Here is a 15,730-nt window from a genome sequence, read left to right as displayed (position 1 = left end):
GTTTTTATTATATTTATATATCAAAATTGATATATTAAGAAGAAGTTAAAAGCGAAGATATTTTACTAAAATCAAAATTACTATCATTTTTAAGAATATTTTCTATTTTATTTATATATTTGGTATTAACTATTTTTAAAAACTCTAAAAAATCAACCTTTTCTTTTAAAGAAATATTATTCAGGGAGTTACTTAAAAAATCACTTTGATTCTCATCAAATAAAAACTCAAACAAATAGATCATTGTTTTTTTAAATAATCTTATATCATTATACTCTGATTGTATAAGGGTTATAAGATTATAATTTTTTAATATTAAACTGAGTTCAGAGCTTATATATTTATAACAAATGGAATCAATATATTTTATTAATTTTTTTTGTTGCTTAGAACAATCCTCATAATGTATATATCTATAATCTAATTCATAAAATATATTTATTATATCTTCTAAAGACACTTTATTATACTGCAAGAGACTATATAAATTATTTATTAAAAATTTATTTAATTCCCTATAATTTGTATCATATGCTATATCTATTAAATCCTCATAATTATTTAACTCTAAAACATCATACATATTATATTTATTTAAAGATGAGTCTATTATCTCTTTGGTTAAGTCCTTAAAAACTGAATCATTAAGTGTTGACCCTAGATATGATTCTATAAAAACATTTCTAATTAATTCTAATATTTGGTTTATATTTAAAAAGACTTCATCTTGCAATAAAACTTCGTAATAAATATAAACCATTAAATAATCATATTCGTGATCAAACTGAAAAGTTGTATATTCTATAAAATCATCAATATTTTGATTTATATTTGTTACTTTTAATAATTCTATAAATTCATCTTCTCTTACTACTATATGTTTCTTAAATCCTTGCGAATAAAGCTCTCTATCAGCTTCGTAATAATAAGTATGTCCTTGCCAATAATAGTTATTTAGGTTATTATAAGTCTCTATTGAAAGCTTAAAAGACCTCTTAAGAACTCGTAGCAATGATTTTAATGTAAGAAAATATTTCAATTGAGTAGTTTGGGCAATTTTATTATATAGTTTAAGAAAAATTCCATTGTTAGCCTGATAAAGCTTATAATCATTATATACGCATTCAAAAAATGCTTCATATAATTTTGGATCAAAAACTCTAACCAATTCAAAACTTTCAAGTATTACGTCAGCTATATTTTTATTTGTTTTATCACAAATTGTATTGAGAATATATTGAGCAATGGTAGAGTGAGGAAAATGTAATACTATTCTGTCTCCATCTATTACTTTAAAAATCAAATCCTTGATTTTTCTTTTTTTAAATTCATTACTATCAGATAATAAACTATTAACAACTTCTCTCTCAAAGTTTAAATGATTATCATAAAAATCTTTTGAAATTGTAAATTTATAATCATTAGCTGATAAATATAAGAGTAATAATTTAAATTCACGTTCACTATCTATATTTCTTAACTCCCTATATTCCTTTATTATAAAATCTTCAAAATCAGTTTTTTTTAATTCTGTCAGATTATTACTATTTGCTAAGGACAAATCTAGAAAAGACAATATTCCACCAAATTTTTCATATAATTCATCTTCTAAACCATCATATAATTCAAATTGATTTTTTTTAACTTTATTATAGTAATTAATCATATTTATAATAAGTGATTTAGATTTAGATTTTTCACTCAAGTCAATAGCAATAGTATTGTGCTTTATATTTTGATTTTCTATTTTTTCAAAAAGCATATCTTTTGTTTGTTTGGATTCATTATTAATATTCATAAATTTTTGTGAACATAAAATAATATAACAATGTGCTGCATCAGTTTTTAATAAAAATTCCTTTGCAATTGCTAATGTATCTTCTGAATAATGTATATTATCAATAATAACAATTTCATTTGTTTTTTCTACTTCTTCTAAAAATGGTTTAATAATGTCTGAATCTAAAAATAACGAAGTTCTCTCTGTATCGCTTAAATCAATATAGTAAACATTATACTTTTGTAACTTATAAGCAATATTTTGGACAAGCGTTGTTTTTCCGCTTCCCGAATTCCCTTCAAAATAGTAATTACGATATAAAATATTTTTTTCAAAATCTATACTTTGTTCTTTTAATATAAAATCAGGTAATTCTAAATAATTTTCAAAATCATTTATATTTCTTATAAAGCTATGATATGATTTTCTTTTAAAATATATTCTAAATTTAAATTTTAAAAAATCTGCTAATTTCTCAGGATTGCTTTTTTCAGTTAATTCTAAAAGTTCTAAAAACTCATCTCTTGATATAGCCTCTAAAGCTAATGGATTAATTTTTGCTAATTTAGATAACTCTTCTTTAATTACTTTAGTATAAAGTTCATCTTTTTCATCAACCAACATACAAGCATTACTTTTTAAACCATTCCTAAGTATGTTTCGATGACAAAAAGACCTTATCTTCTCTTGAATATGAGTTTTTAATTGATATTTAATTTCAAATTTTTCTACTATAGAAGTATCATAAAAAAGGTCATCATCATAGTCAGGACTTGATTGGCTATTATAGTTATTTTTATCATTAAGAAGCTTAGTTATTTCAAGTATATCTTCTTCTTTTTCTCTTCCTTGAAGTTGTAATTTGATGTAACTCTTTACTGAATTTTTAAATAAAGGATGAAAAAGTTTTGTTTTTTCGTTTAATTTATTATTTCCTCTATAACTCTCATCTTGTAAAATTAAAATTTTTTCAAAATCAGTTATTCTTGTTTTTCCCATCAAACAACCTTTTAATTAAGCATTTCTCATTATATCTTAAACTTTATTGTCAGAGTTAAAATATAGCTAAATTCCTTTTATTTAAAACATTAAAGCTTATCAATTTATCAACTTTATAAAAATAAAACTGTTAATTGTCAGAGCTTTGTCAGACTATTAAAAGTCAATGCTACTTAATTGATTTGTAAAATTTTGAAAGTTGCAACGAAAAAATATTAAGGATGAAAAATGATAAAGAAACAACACCTAATTCAAAAGTATCTCACTTTACTAAATGATTTTAATAATAACAATTTCAATGTATATATTTCAATAAATACCATTGCTTTAATGTGTGCAAATATGGAATTTGAACTTTTACAAACTTGTCATTTCAAATCTACTGAAAAAACAACCAATTACATAGTTCAAAATGTAATCAATGGATTAGGAGTTTCAAGATGAAAAATCAAGAAACTACTAACCCAGAAGCATTAAAAATAGTTGATTTACTTTTTAGTAAGTACTCAACTATTTTATTATCGAAAAAACAAACTGCTTTTATAACAAACCAAAGTGTTAGTTCTCTTGATAGAGATAGAAAACAAGGTATTGGAATTGAGTATATCCAAGAGACAGAAACTTCTAATGTTTATTATTCTATTTATTCATTAGCAGAATATTTAGTTAATTCAAAAGTAAAAACTCAGTAAGGATATAGTCATGCCAAAAATAACCATCACTATATCACAAGAAGCATTATCAAAAATAGAAGTACAAGCAACAGCTCTTGATATATCCACTAACTTATATATCAAGCAGGTTACTATGAATCATATAAATAAGAATGATTTTACTTGGTTCACAACAGAACAAAAACAAGCTTTAAAAGACTTCTCTACAAAACAGGGACAACTAATTAACACACTTAATAAAATAGAGGAAGAGTATTTAAAACAAAGTATCTCATTCCCTACAGATAAGATAAAAGAATATTTTAAATCATATCACAAGCACTTTAAAATTTGTATTGAAAGGCTAGATAATGCCAATAATTAAATCTATGCCAGTTAAACAAGTCTCTTGGAGTGAACACTATAGATATTTAGCAGGAAAAGAAAATAAACTTTTTTCATGGAATATGAGTGTTGACCCATATAATGAAATAGATATAACAAATGAGTTTCAATACAACTATTCATTTTTACAAAGTAATAGTAAGCATAAAAATAAATATTATCATGAAATAATTTCTTTGCCTGAGTCAGCCAAAGATTTATCAATTGAAGAATCTGAACAAATTTTATATTCTTTAGGCTCAAAATACATAGATTTAAGAGCAAAAGATAATTTAGTAATTGGAGCTATTCATCAAGATTCTGATAAGCCACACCTTCATTTGATAGTATCTGCAAACTCATATTTAAGTACTAAATCAACTCGTTTAAGCAAGAAAAAGTTCAAAGAAGTTCAAAGAGAAGTTGAAGTATACAACAACCTTAAATATCCAAGTTTAGTAACAAATCATTATAAAGAAAACTATAAAGCTAAAAATAAACAAAAAAGAGCTGAACAAGAAATAAATAGGGATAAACGTCAAACAAAAAAACAAAAAGTATTACATGATTTGAAGCTAATTTTTCAAAGTTCTAGTTCAAAAAAAGAACTATATCAAAAAGTTAAATCAAAAAAATATCAACTATATCAACGAGGAAAACACATAGGTATTGTTGATATGAATGATTCTAAAAAAAGAAGATATAGACTTAATACATTAGAGCAAGGACTTAATGAAAAATTTGTAAAAAAGTTGAAATCTTTAGAAGAAAAACAAAAACTTCAAAATCAAGTAAAACAACAAATTACAAAAGAAAAACAATTAAACAAAGGAGTTTATTATGGCAGATAAATCAAATAAAGTTAATCTAAAAATCACGACTTTAGAACATCAACTTGATAGCAAACAAAAAAGAATAGATGAGCTAAATAAACAAAGACAGCAAAGTCATCAAAAGCAATATTCAAAAAAACAAAATACTCCTGACCTTTCAGATGATTTATTTTTTGACCTTTTTTCATTATTTAAACTCGGGTAAAATTATGGATTTTTTTATTTTACTTCTAATCTATATATTTTTTGGAATTTTTCTTGTAAAAACATTTTCAAAACTAACTTTTTTAGGTATGAAAACAAGTCAATCACTTTTAAAGAATTTTATATTACTTCCCTTTTTCCCTTTGTTTTTTATATTTAAAGGGTTTAAAAAAGAGGGTTTTATGAGTTTCTTTGAAGTAATGGAATTATTTAAAAATAGTAATAAAGGTTTCGTTATAGATGGATATAACAAAAGACTTAGTAGAGAAAGTTCTTTTCAGAACTTACTTATTACAGGAGCAAGTGGAACTGGAAAATCAAGCGTATATATGTATAGCAATATTTTTACACTTGCCAAAAATAGACAAAAAAATAGCCTTATAATTTCAGACCCTAAAATGGACTTTATAAATAAATGCTCAGGGTATTTAAAAAAGAATGGCTATGAGATATATTCTCTAAATCCATTAAACTTAGAACAAAGTATTTACTACAATCCTCTTGTTAATTGTAAAAGTGATTCAGACTTAGATCAACTATCAAGAATCATAATTTCATCTGCATATTCAGGAAATATAAAACAAGAAGATAAGTTTTGGTTAAATGGTGCAATAAAGTTTATATTTATAATCTCTCATTGTCTAATTAATACGAAAAAAACATCAATAATGAACTTACCTAATGTCCTTCATTGCTTAAATTCCTTTGGAAATAAAGGACAAGGGTTAGATAAATTTATAGCTAAATATGCCTCTACAAAAATATATAATATGTGGCTAGGTTTGATTAATTCTCCTGAGAATGTTTTATTATCTTTTTTGTCAACTGCACAAAATGCTTTAGTATCTATTGGAGTAAATCAAAATGTTGAGAAAATACTTTCAAAAAACACTTTTAATTTTAAAGATTTAAGAGAAAAGAAAATTGCAATTTTTATAAACATTCCCCCACAATTTGCAGAACAAATGTCTTTTATAAGCAACCTATTTTATACACAAATGTTTGAAGCTTTAACTCCAATACCAACTAAAAAACAATGTGATGTTTTTACACTTCTTGATGAGATAGGACAATATAAAATATCAAAACTTCATACTTATACTACATTTTTGAGACAAAGTAGAGTTGGGTTTATGCTTTTAATTCAAGATTACAATCAACTAATCTCAAAATATGGAGCAAATAATGCTTCAGTTATTGTAAATGGTGGGGTTAGCACTAAAGTTTATTTTACAGATACTGAAATTAATACAGCTCAAGAACTTTCTAAAAGAATTGGTCAAAAAAAGATTAAACAACAAAATGGTGGTTTTATAAAAGATGAAATTATGCCTTTAAATGAAGTCCTAACTATGAAAAAAAATGAAGTATTATTTTTTCATTCTAGTTATAAACCAGTGAAACTAAAAGTTAAAAAGTATTTTGAAGTTCCAAAATTTAAAATTTATTCAAATTTAAAACCATATATAAAAACTAATCAAATAAATTTCAATGTACCATATATTGACTTTAGGAGTTTGTAATGGAAATAATATATCTTCATGAAATATTTAACTATTTTTTACATTACATAAAAAATATTAATATATTTTTCTTTTTCTTTGTTTTTATATTTTATAAAACATTCTATGAAAGAATTATATATGCAAATATTTTTATACTTTATATTATCTTCCCTACTTTAATATTTTTTGGAAAATATACTAACTCATATATAGCTAGTTTTATTGAACAGGAATATATAAATCTTTATTTAAAAATTACTACCTTTTTAATTTTTAATTTTATTGTTTTTATCTCATGGCGATTTATTAAAGACTGGAAAGAACACTTTCTAAATCTATGGGATTTAATGAAGTTTTTGTTTAAAGTGTTTTCTTTTATTTGGATATATAAACCTAAACAAATTAAACAGCCTCTACAACAAGCAAATAGACAAACCATAACAAATCAAACACAAGTTAAAAAACAAGTTTCACAACCACAAACTAAACCTACTCAAAAAAAGCCTAATAAACTCAAAATTAGTAAAAGAAAAATACTTGATTCTTTTGAAGTTTACACTCAGTCAAATATAAAAATTGAGTTATATGATGATAATAAAAAAAGAGGTGGTGAAGCTTTAGTCTATGATGTAAAAGGTAGTAGATCATTAGCAAAAATATTTCATAAAGGAAATATTGATTTAAACTATAAAGAAAATGTCGTAAAGCAGTTACAAAAACTATACTTCTCAAAAAGTATTGTAACACCAAAAGAAATACTTTACGATGGAAACAACTCTTTTATCGGTTACTCAATGCCTAAAAAAAAGGGTGTTGAATTAGGAAAGTTATTAATAGCTAAAGTTACTGATTTCTTCCCTAACTATACTTTAATAGATACCCTTGATATTGCTATATCAATTACAAAAATTTTTGAAGAAACAAAAGATAAAAAAGTAATTGTTGGTGATGTTAACCCTAGAAATATATTAGTAGCTAATAAAGATGAAGTTTATTTAATTGATACTGATAGTTTTCAAGTTGGAAATAAACCATCTCTTGCTTTTATGGAAGAGTATAGAAGACCAAAATATCGTGGAATAAATATTCAAAACTATCTTAGAATATATAAAGATGATTGTTTTGCAGTAGCAACAATAATCTTTCAATTACTTCATTATGGACTATTACCTTATGGTGGAAATGATGAAAAATCCTTACAAGATTCTCTATATATTTTCAATCCATTTTATCCTGAAAAAAACATAGTTACACAACAAGTATTAATCAAAGCACATAATAGATTATCAACTGATTTAAAATTGACTTTTAGAGATATTTTTAAAAATGATAAAAGTGTTTTGATTAGTACTTTAAAAAAACATCTTTTAACTTACAGAAATATGCTTTTAGAGGTACAAAAAAACAGAGGAGATTAAAAAATAAATTGGTTTTAGATGTAAGTAAAAAATTAAATATAGGAGAAATAAAATGACAAGAATAGAAAAAATAGATGAACTTGATGATGAGTTCAATATAGATATAGATGTGTTTGTTGATACTACAACAAAGACACCTGCAATAATGGTATTAGATGTAAGTGAAAGTCAATCATGGTATGGTGGAATAGAAAATTTAAATTCTGCAAAAAATGTATTTCTTGAAGCATTAAAAAATGATGATTATGCAAAATCAAGTGTTGAATTATCAGTAATTACATTTAATCATAATTTTGAAAAAATTTTACCTTTTACTCCCATAAGTGAAGTTAATAAAATTGATAATTTTAAAGCTTCAGGAGGTACAGATATAGGACAAGCAGTAGTAGAAGCTGTAAATGATATTAAACAAAGAGAACAATATTATAAAGCTAATAATATAAGAAGTAAAAAACCAATACTTATATTATTAACTGATTGTGAAATTGATAATCCAAGTGAAATTAATGAAGCTGTTAATATAACTAATTCTTTAATTAGTAGAAACAAAATGACAATGATTAGTATAGGAACAGGAAAAGAAGTTAACAATGAACAACTTAAAAGATTCAATCCTACTTCCCCAGTTTTATACTCACCTGAACCAGAAGATTTAATTGAGCTTTTTGAATGGGTTTCAACAACACTAATTGGGTACTCACAAGTTGGAAATAATGAAAGCTTTAAAAGTGAACCTTTAGAAAATAGAAGGATTGAATTTGTTTAGTAAATATAAAATAGCTTCTGCAATTACGCAAGGTGTATCACATAAAAAAACAAACACAAAATGTCAAGATGCCATATTAACACTAAAGAAAGACAACTTTATCTTTCTTGGTGTTGCTGATGGTGCAGGTTCTAAAAAAGAAGCATATACTGCTTCTTGGTTTATTCTAAATATTTTAGCTTTAGAGTTTGAGAATAAGCTTGATAAGTATTTAGATAGTAAAAATATTAATGAAAAAATACTCTCATTTTTAGAAAGTTCTTTATACATACTTTCAAAATATTCTAAATTAGAATTTGAAGAATTATCCTCTACCCTACTTTTTGCCTTAATTCTTGAAAATGAATATATAATAGGACATATTGGTGATGGCATTATTGTAAATATTACCCAAGACAATAGACTAAATATACTTTCAAAACCTGAAAATGGAGAGTTTTCAAATGAGACTTATTTTTGTAATACCATAAAATACAAAAATAGACTTAGAATTTATAGAGGTGATGTAGCTGATATTCACAATGGTTTACTTTTATGCTCTGATGGTGTTGAAGATGCTATTTATGATTATAACAATGATAAAGTTATTGATGTGTGTTCTAAATTTATAAACTGGCTTGATTCTTATGAAGAAGAAAAGGTATGCCATGCATTACAGCATAACCTTGAAAATAATGTATCAAGGGTTTCAAATGATGATTTGAGTGTTATCCTTTTAAAACAAATAGTTTAAACTTATTGAATTTATATATTACATAAGCTTCTTTTATTTTTGTTATATATTATAATAAGAAATGAATATTATCAATAGTTATTCTTTTAAAAGCCCCATCCTGCTATCCATTTAAAATAAAATCAAAGATTTCATTACACTACTATCAGGGCTATCTTGTGGAGCTAAAACTCTTCTATTCTAAATTTTTATTTCATAACAGAACGTAAAATCTATTTACACCCTTCTTTAGTCTTATACCATTAGTTCATAAAACTTTTTAGTCGTTACATTTTAATATCTTATTTACTGATTCTAAAATTAAATTCTTACAAATTTAGGATTTTATACTAAGCAAAAATCTATTCTATTTCACTTTGAAAAAAGCCCGATGAACTAACAAAAGAGGCAAAGCCTAAAAGAAGAATTAGAGCTTGATTTTTCTCTTTCTTAAAATTTAAAAGAAGAGTTAAATTAAACCCTCAAAATCTTCAAAAAAGGCAAAACTTTTTAGAGGAACAAAAGATGATTGATTATATTGCAGAAATTAGAATAAATTATAGAACTATAAACAATAAAATATCAAGTGCAACTGATGTATATAAAAAAGTAAAAGAGTTTAGTAATAAAACCCAAGAGCATTTTATAACTATATATCTTGATGGAGCAAATAGAGTTTTAGAAACAAGAGTTAATTTTATAGGAACACTAAATCAAAGTTTAGTTCATCCAAGAGAGATTTTTAATAGTGCAATAAAATTATCTTGTGCAAGTATTATTACAGTTCATAATCATCCAAGTGGAATTTTAGAGCCAAGTGAAGAAGATATAAATATTACAAAAAGAATAAAAGAAGCTAGTAAAATTTTAGGAATTGAGCTTTTAGACCATCTTATTATTAGTGAGTTTGGATTTTATTCTTTTAAAGATGGAAGCTTTTTATAAGTAATAAAAAGATGTGACACCAGATGTGACATCTTTTTTGTATAATTTATTGAGTTACAAAAATAAAAGGAGTTGGAAATGAAATTATCAGAAATTGATTGTAAAAAAGTAAAGAATTTAGATGATATTCAAGGTGATGGTACTATCGACCAAACTGGCAAAAATAAAGGCATTGATAAAGAGAAAGTTGCGTGTATGCAAAAGTATTATCTTGATGATAAAAAAAATAAAAAAGAAGCAAATGAATTAAAAACTATGATTAATAAATATTATAAAGACTATGAATCTAATGAAAAATTTTATAAAGCATTGTGTTCTTGTTGTCAGGAAAAAATAAAAGGTTTTCCTGGAATTGAAGGGAATAATCAGTGGGAAAAGCTTTATAAATGTTTAGCTAATAAGGGATACAAAAAATCATAACTATTTTTTGCCTTATTCCAACATCTATGATAAACTAAAATATAGATATATTCTTTTTTTAATATATGCTTGAAACTCAAAGTCTATCTTTTGAACAAAAAGAACATCAAGAAATAAATCTTGATGTATTTTTAAAGAGCTTAGAAAAATCTCAAGTAAAAATAAAACAAATCTATGAAACAGAGTTTCAAGATAGAAAACAAGAAGAAAAAGAGCTACAAGCTTATGAAAACTTTTTTAATTGAAAAATAAATATTTGAGAGCTAAACCAATATTTAGAAAAATGAAATTTTTCTAATCAAGAAACCAAAGAAAAAGAAAAACTAGAAACATATTTAAAATTAGCTGATTTATCATATATTCATTTAAAAACTAACAATAATAAAAATTCAAAAGATAGTTTTGAATTTTTATCTGTAAGTTTAGATCCTGCTTCTTTTGAAAATATCAATACACTTTTTGATAATCCTAGTTTAGCTACTCTTACAAAAGAAGAACTTTTTTTATACAACTTCATTAATCAAAATAAAGATAAACATTTTACTGATAGAGTTGTTTTAAATAATGAAACAAAAGAGATTTTAAAAATGGCTTGATTTGAAGAACAAATTTTAGCTGTAAATGATGATAAATATAGAACTATATTATCAGATATAGAACCAAGAGATTATTATGATTGAAGAGAAGCAGAAAAAAGATTTTTACTTGAAAATTGATTACATCAATTGATTATCAAAAAAGAGAAAGAAGCTAAACAAAACTTTGAAAATCTAAAACAAGATTTTAAAGTCCTTGATTATTTTCCAAATGAAACAAAAAATGAAGAATCAAAATCTTGATTTTGAGCTGTACTTTTAGAAAAAGATTGACATAAATATCTAGCCATAAGATGAACAGAGTGACTTAGTGATTGGAAAGATTTATATGCAGATACACAAATGCTATCTTGAAGAATACCAGAAGAACAAGCAAAAGAAATGTCGCAGTTTATAACAAGAGTAATAAAAGATTTTATAAAACCATGAGAAAAAATTTCTATAGTTTGACATAGTCTTTGATGAGCTTTATCACAAATGGCTACAAGTATGTATTTAGGACAAGTAAAAGAAACTTATACCTTTAATAGTCCATGAGCTAAAGAGTTGAAAATATCAGAAGAAAGCCAATCAGAATTTGCAAAATTTAAAGATTTCGTGCATAATAAAGATAGAAAAGAAACTTGAGATTTAATCACAAATATATCTTGAAGAAAATGACTAAATATTATCTCTGATTTATGAGTAGATATTTGAAGTTACAAGATAGAGTTAAAATGACTTTCAAGTCATAGTATTAGTGAAATGATTAAGTATATTGATAAATTATCAAGTGATAGTGAAGAATTAAGAAAAATGAGAATTGAAAATATAAATAAAAAACCATTACCTATTAAATAAAATATTATGCCATTTGATATACCTACATTTAATAAAGATTCTATAGACATCAATAATGCTGTTATAGAAAAAAATACATCACAATTTGAAAATAAAATAAATATTGAAAAACAAGAAAATGATGTTAAAAATATTGTTCTAAAAGATATAGAAGAAGAGTGAATTTTAGAATATTTTCCAAAATGAATTAATGTAAAAAAAATTGATAACAATATCTTTTTTATTACAGATAATAATACAAATAAACCTTATCTTTATGTAGATAAAATGTGAAATAATTTAATTAACATTCCTTACAGATATACTGAAGAATGAATTAAAAATCAAAAAAATTGAAACCCTTGAAAAGCTATGATAAAAGCTTGATTTGTATTTTGAGAAAATTTAGAACTCAATAAAATTGTATGATATAAAAGTTGAACTCTAATAATAGACTGAAAAGTAGATACTAACTCTAAAGAGTATTTTCAAGCATGGAAAAAGATAGTTAAAGTCTCATGAGATATATTTGTAAATTCTATTTTACAAAGTGACAATAAAACAAAGTTTGTTCACAATAGTTTTGATGCTTTACTTGATACAGGCTCAATTAATAAAGAGATTTTAGAAAAAATCAATAATAAGTGATTATTAACTCAAGAAGATTATGAATATTGATTAAACTATTTAGAAAAACAAAATAGAGAAAGTGTTGATAGAGCGATTGAAGATATTAAGAATAAAATGAACGTTAATTTAAATTAATAGTCAAATTTGACATTTAAATTTTAAAGGTTAAGGTTAAGATACAAAAAGGAGACAATATCATGAATAAATTCGATAAATTCGTATTTCTTCTAGGCTTACTTTTCCCTCTTTTCCCTATTACAGCTATATTTTTTATCCCTGTAGATGAAAAAATTAAACTTATACCTGTTTTTATTATATGCATTATATTTTATTTTGCATATTTAGAGGATTATTTAGAAATAGAAAGATTGGAAGATGATGATATATAAAAAACTCATGAAAATGGGTTTTTTATAATTTTTAAAGGTCTACTTGCTATTTGTGAAAAAATAGTTTTTCTATTAGTTTGTTTTTTAATATATAGATATTCTATTAGAATTAAAAAAGTAAATAAAGTAATATATATAAGAATTTTATATTCTAAATAGTTATGAAAAAAATATTGTTGTATTTCAAAAGAAATTAATAATATATAAATAAATATTCGTGCTAAAATAAGGAATAAATTCAACTTTTTATTTTTATATTTTTGAAAGTCTTTATTTATATTTTTTAACATCCGTTCATAATTAGTTACTTCATAATAAAAACGTATATTTGTATTTGGAAAAACCAATAAACAAAGTATACAAACAATCATAGTTGAACTTATCGCATAATTAACATTGAAGTTAAAAATTATTAAAAAATAAAATATACTACCTGCAATAACTGCTGTAGTAGTCCAAGTATAAATTACTGGTATTTTTAAAAAATGTTCAGTAGTCAATGAATTTTTATTATCTCTATCAAGCAAACTATTTATTTCATAAGTAAATTGAAGTCTTTTTTTAATTATATGAGCTATTCCAAGAGTCCCATATCTTCCAAATATTGATACAACAATAATTAAAAAAAGACCTAATAATGAAAAAGAGATTCTAATAAAAGTAGTATCATTTGTTTCTAAGTTTTCAAGAGAAAAAATTATCTTTGCAACAAAACCTGTATAAACAAATAAAAAACCATAAATATAAATATATGTTTTAACAATAAAAATTAAATGATTTTCTAAACGTTTTTTTTCATCTATTAATATAGTTACTTTTTCATTTTTTTCCATAATTAAATTTTAACTAAATAATAATAAAATTATACATTTCATTTTTCAAGCTTCCCAAACTTCTCACTCATTTTCACAGCCTTTTCATAAACCTCTTTATTCAACTCAACTATTTCATCATAAGCAAAACCTTTCATTACAATTTCATAAAGTTTTGGCTTATTCTTTTTCCAATTTCTTAATGTTACAGGGGTAACATCTATATATCCAGCCATATCTCTTTGAGTCATATTTTTACCTTTTTTTGTATATATAGGTAAAAATTTAACTAATCCTAACAAAACACTCAACAGAATAAATATTAACTAATTTTCACTATTTTTAGTTAAATATTAACTATTGTTACAATATAATAGTTAATATTTAACTTTTTTCTTATAAAAAAGGAAAATTTTTCTTACAAATAAAAATTTGACAATGTCAAGTTTGTACATATAATCAAATTACAAAATAAAAAAAAATAAAAACACAGAGAGGAAAAACAAAAATGAAAAAGATATTGATGGCAGGTATTGTCGGTTTAGGGTTGATTGTTGGAGCTTATGCTTCTGATACAAAAGATACTACATTTAGTGTATATGGAGTTGGTGCAAAGACAGATAAGAACCAAAATAGTTCTAAAGGTCTTGGACTTAATTACGATACAGAAGAGTTAAAAGTAAAAATTGAAACTACTTCTGATTATGTAAAAACAGGTGCTGTTTATAAATTTACTCCAATGACAAATTTGTATTTTAAAGTTGGTGGAAACTTCATCAATCAAAAAATGTATGCTCCTGATTCTACTAATGCAAGAGTAAATCAATACTCTGGTGCTTTAGCTTCGGGTTACATGCTACAAGATGACTTATATGGAGAAATTGGTGTTTCATATACAAGATTAAATGGCTCAAAAATTGGTACGAGTTATGAAATTGTAGATGAAACAACAAAACAAACATATATTGAGTTAGCAAAAAGATGGGAAGTATCATCTTTTACAATTGATACTTCTGCAAATTTTGGAAGAAGTTATTACGAGTATAAAAAAGATGAAAACTCATATGGTACAGGGCTTGATATTTACCCTACAAATAGTTCAAAAATATCTTACTCATACCAAAATGAGAAAGATAATATTGCTTCTGTTTATGGTGCTGAATATAATGGTTTTTTTGTAGAGTATGCTGATAATCTTTCAAATAATACATATACTGCAAAAGCAGGTGTAAAAATCGCATTTACAGATTTGTTCGATATATCAACATACAAAATGCCTACAAATATCAAACCACATCTTTCAGAACTACACAAATTTGAGAATATCACATTTTCTACAAATATGAATATTCAAAGTAGTCAAGGTGTAAAAATGACAGATGACGCAATTGCCTTAGCAAATGCTCCAACTATCAACACAATAGCTACTCAAAATGTAAATGATAATGGTGGTGGACTTGCAACAACTCTATTAACTGTTTCAGGAACAAATATTCAATCAGGTGCTGTGTTCTCGATTGTTGCTGACCCAACTGCAGGAGGGTTAACAATTAATTCTAGTACAGGTGTACTTGTATATGATAAAGATATTAATCCATCTCAAAGTTATACAATTACTATTAAAGTTGTAAATCCTGATGGTGGAAGTGATACAGAAACATTTACTTTAAATGTTACTGATAACGCTTAAAAAAATAAAAGACTTAGATTAATTTCTAAGTCTTTTTTTATTTCTATTTTTTAATTGATAAAGTAATTTTATTACTAGAATTTAGTTCTAAGATTTTACTAGTTCACAATAGGAAATATCAAATATGTAGTGTATTTATATCAGAGTGTACATCTTTATAAGTATTACTTCAATT

The 15,730-nt window shown here is 24.3% G+C and carries 19 protein-coding genes; 15 read left to right on the top strand and 4 right to left on the bottom strand.

What is annotated here, in order from left to right; all coding sequences use genetic code 11:
• Positions 1-34: 34 nt before the first annotated feature.
• Complete coding sequence (locus ACNI28_RS09190; RefSeq protein WP_419763959.1) at positions 35-2,779, bottom strand: ATP-binding protein; 2,745 nt, start codon at positions 2,777-2,779, stop codon at positions 35-37.
• A 228-nt stretch (positions 2,780-3,007) separates the two neighbouring features.
• Between ACNI28_RS09190 and ACNI28_RS09185 the strand changes: the two genes are divergently transcribed.
• From ACNI28_RS09185 to ACNI28_RS09130, 12 genes are all read left to right on the top strand, one after another.
• Positions 3,008-3,223, top strand: a complete 216-nt coding sequence (locus ACNI28_RS09185; RefSeq protein WP_419763958.1) for a hypothetical protein — start codon at positions 3,008-3,010, stop codon at positions 3,221-3,223.
• Positions 3,220-3,471 carry a hypothetical protein gene (locus ACNI28_RS09180; RefSeq protein WP_419763957.1) on the top strand — a complete coding sequence of 84 codons (252 nt, stop codon included), beginning with the start codon at positions 3,220-3,222 and terminating at the stop codon, positions 3,469-3,471. The genes ACNI28_RS09185 and ACNI28_RS09180 overlap by 4 nt, the downstream gene beginning before the upstream one ends.
• Before the next feature lie 10 nt (positions 3,472-3,481).
• Entirely contained in the window at positions 3,482-3,817 is a 336-nt protein-coding gene (locus ACNI28_RS09175) for a hypothetical protein (RefSeq protein ID WP_419763956.1), read from the top strand.
• A complete protein-coding gene (locus ACNI28_RS09170; protein WP_419763955.1) occupies positions 3,804-4,667 on the top strand; it encodes a relaxase/mobilization nuclease domain-containing protein in 864 nt (287 codons plus the stop codon). The genes ACNI28_RS09175 and ACNI28_RS09170 overlap by 14 nt, the downstream gene beginning before the upstream one ends.
• Positions 4,657-4,854, top strand: a complete 198-nt coding sequence (locus ACNI28_RS09165) for a hypothetical protein (RefSeq protein ID WP_419763954.1) — start codon at positions 4,657-4,659, stop codon at positions 4,852-4,854. Before ACNI28_RS09170 ends, ACNI28_RS09165 begins: the two co-directional genes overlap by 11 nt.
• Positions 4,855-4,858: 4 nt before the next feature.
• Positions 4,859-6,376, top strand: coding sequence for a type IV secretory system conjugative DNA transfer family protein (locus ACNI28_RS09160; RefSeq protein WP_419763953.1), 1,518 nt, complete (start codon positions 4,859-4,861; stop codon positions 6,374-6,376).
• Positions 6,376-7,776 (top strand): hypothetical protein, encoded by a 1,401-nt coding sequence (locus ACNI28_RS09155; RefSeq protein WP_419763952.1) that lies wholly within the window; start codon positions 6,376-6,378, stop codon positions 7,774-7,776. Before ACNI28_RS09160 ends, ACNI28_RS09155 begins: the two co-directional genes overlap by 1 nt.
• Before the next feature lie 52 nt (positions 7,777-7,828).
• Positions 7,829-8,542, top strand: coding sequence for a vWA domain-containing protein (locus ACNI28_RS09150; RefSeq protein WP_419763951.1), 714 nt, complete (start codon positions 7,829-7,831; stop codon positions 8,540-8,542).
• On the top strand, positions 8,535-9,275 hold the full coding sequence (locus ACNI28_RS09145; protein WP_419763950.1) for a protein phosphatase 2C domain-containing protein: 741 nt from the start codon (positions 8,535-8,537) through the stop codon (positions 9,273-9,275). Before ACNI28_RS09150 ends, ACNI28_RS09145 begins: the two co-directional genes overlap by 8 nt.
• Before the next feature lie 504 nt (positions 9,276-9,779).
• Positions 9,780-10,199, top strand: a complete 420-nt coding sequence (radC, locus tag ACNI28_RS09140) for a RadC family protein (protein WP_419763949.1) — start codon at positions 9,780-9,782, stop codon at positions 10,197-10,199.
• A gap of 78 nt (positions 10,200-10,277) precedes the next feature.
• Positions 10,278-10,619 carry a hypothetical protein gene (locus ACNI28_RS09135; RefSeq protein ID WP_419763948.1) on the top strand — a complete coding sequence of 114 codons (342 nt, stop codon included), beginning with the start codon at positions 10,278-10,280 and terminating at the stop codon, positions 10,617-10,619.
• Between the two features lie 65 nt (positions 10,620-10,684).
• Complete coding sequence (locus tag ACNI28_RS09130; protein ID WP_419763947.1) at positions 10,685-10,864, top strand: hypothetical protein; 180 nt, start codon at positions 10,685-10,687, stop codon at positions 10,862-10,864.
• A gap of 116 nt (positions 10,865-10,980) precedes the next feature.
• On the opposite strand, the gene ACNI28_RS09125 is transcribed toward ACNI28_RS09130, so the two are convergent.
• On the bottom strand, positions 10,981-11,136 hold the full coding sequence (locus tag ACNI28_RS09125) for a hypothetical protein (protein WP_419763946.1): 156 nt from the start codon (positions 11,134-11,136) through the stop codon (positions 10,981-10,983).
• Between the two features lie 925 nt (positions 11,137-12,061).
• Between ACNI28_RS09125 and ACNI28_RS09120 the strand changes: the two genes are divergently transcribed.
• Together ACNI28_RS09120 and ACNI28_RS09115 are read left to right on the top strand one after the other, a co-directional pair.
• Positions 12,062-12,217, top strand: a complete 156-nt coding sequence (locus ACNI28_RS09120; protein ID WP_419763945.1) for a hypothetical protein — start codon at positions 12,062-12,064, stop codon at positions 12,215-12,217.
• A gap of 644 nt (positions 12,218-12,861) precedes the next feature.
• Positions 12,862-13,053, top strand: a complete 192-nt coding sequence (locus tag ACNI28_RS09115; protein WP_419763944.1) for a hypothetical protein — start codon at positions 12,862-12,864, stop codon at positions 13,051-13,053.
• Positions 13,054-13,058: 5 nt separating this feature from the next.
• Here the strand turns inward: ACNI28_RS09115 and ACNI28_RS09110 are convergent, their stop codons facing one another.
• Entirely contained in the window at positions 13,059-13,886 is an 828-nt protein-coding gene (locus ACNI28_RS09110) for a hypothetical protein (protein ID WP_419763943.1), read from the bottom strand.
• 38 nt (positions 13,887-13,924) lie between these two features.
• Complete coding sequence (locus ACNI28_RS09105) at positions 13,925-14,116, bottom strand: helix-turn-helix domain-containing protein (RefSeq protein WP_419763942.1); 192 nt, start codon at positions 14,114-14,116, stop codon at positions 13,925-13,927.
• A gap of 257 nt (positions 14,117-14,373) precedes the next feature.
• Between ACNI28_RS09105 and ACNI28_RS09100 the strand changes: the two genes are divergently transcribed.
• A complete protein-coding gene (locus tag ACNI28_RS09100; RefSeq protein WP_419763941.1) occupies positions 14,374-15,555 on the top strand; it encodes a cadherin repeat domain-containing protein in 1,182 nt (393 codons plus the stop codon).
• Positions 15,556-15,730: the final 175 nt, after the last annotated feature.

The organism is Arcobacter denitrificans (SeqCode) (genome assembly GCF_048571185.1).
GTDB lineage: Bacteria > Campylobacterota > Campylobacteria > Campylobacterales > Arcobacteraceae > Arcobacter > Arcobacter denitrificans.
The sequence above is the reverse complement of the archived record's forward strand: the minus strand, read 5'-3'. Positions and strand labels throughout refer to the sequence as shown.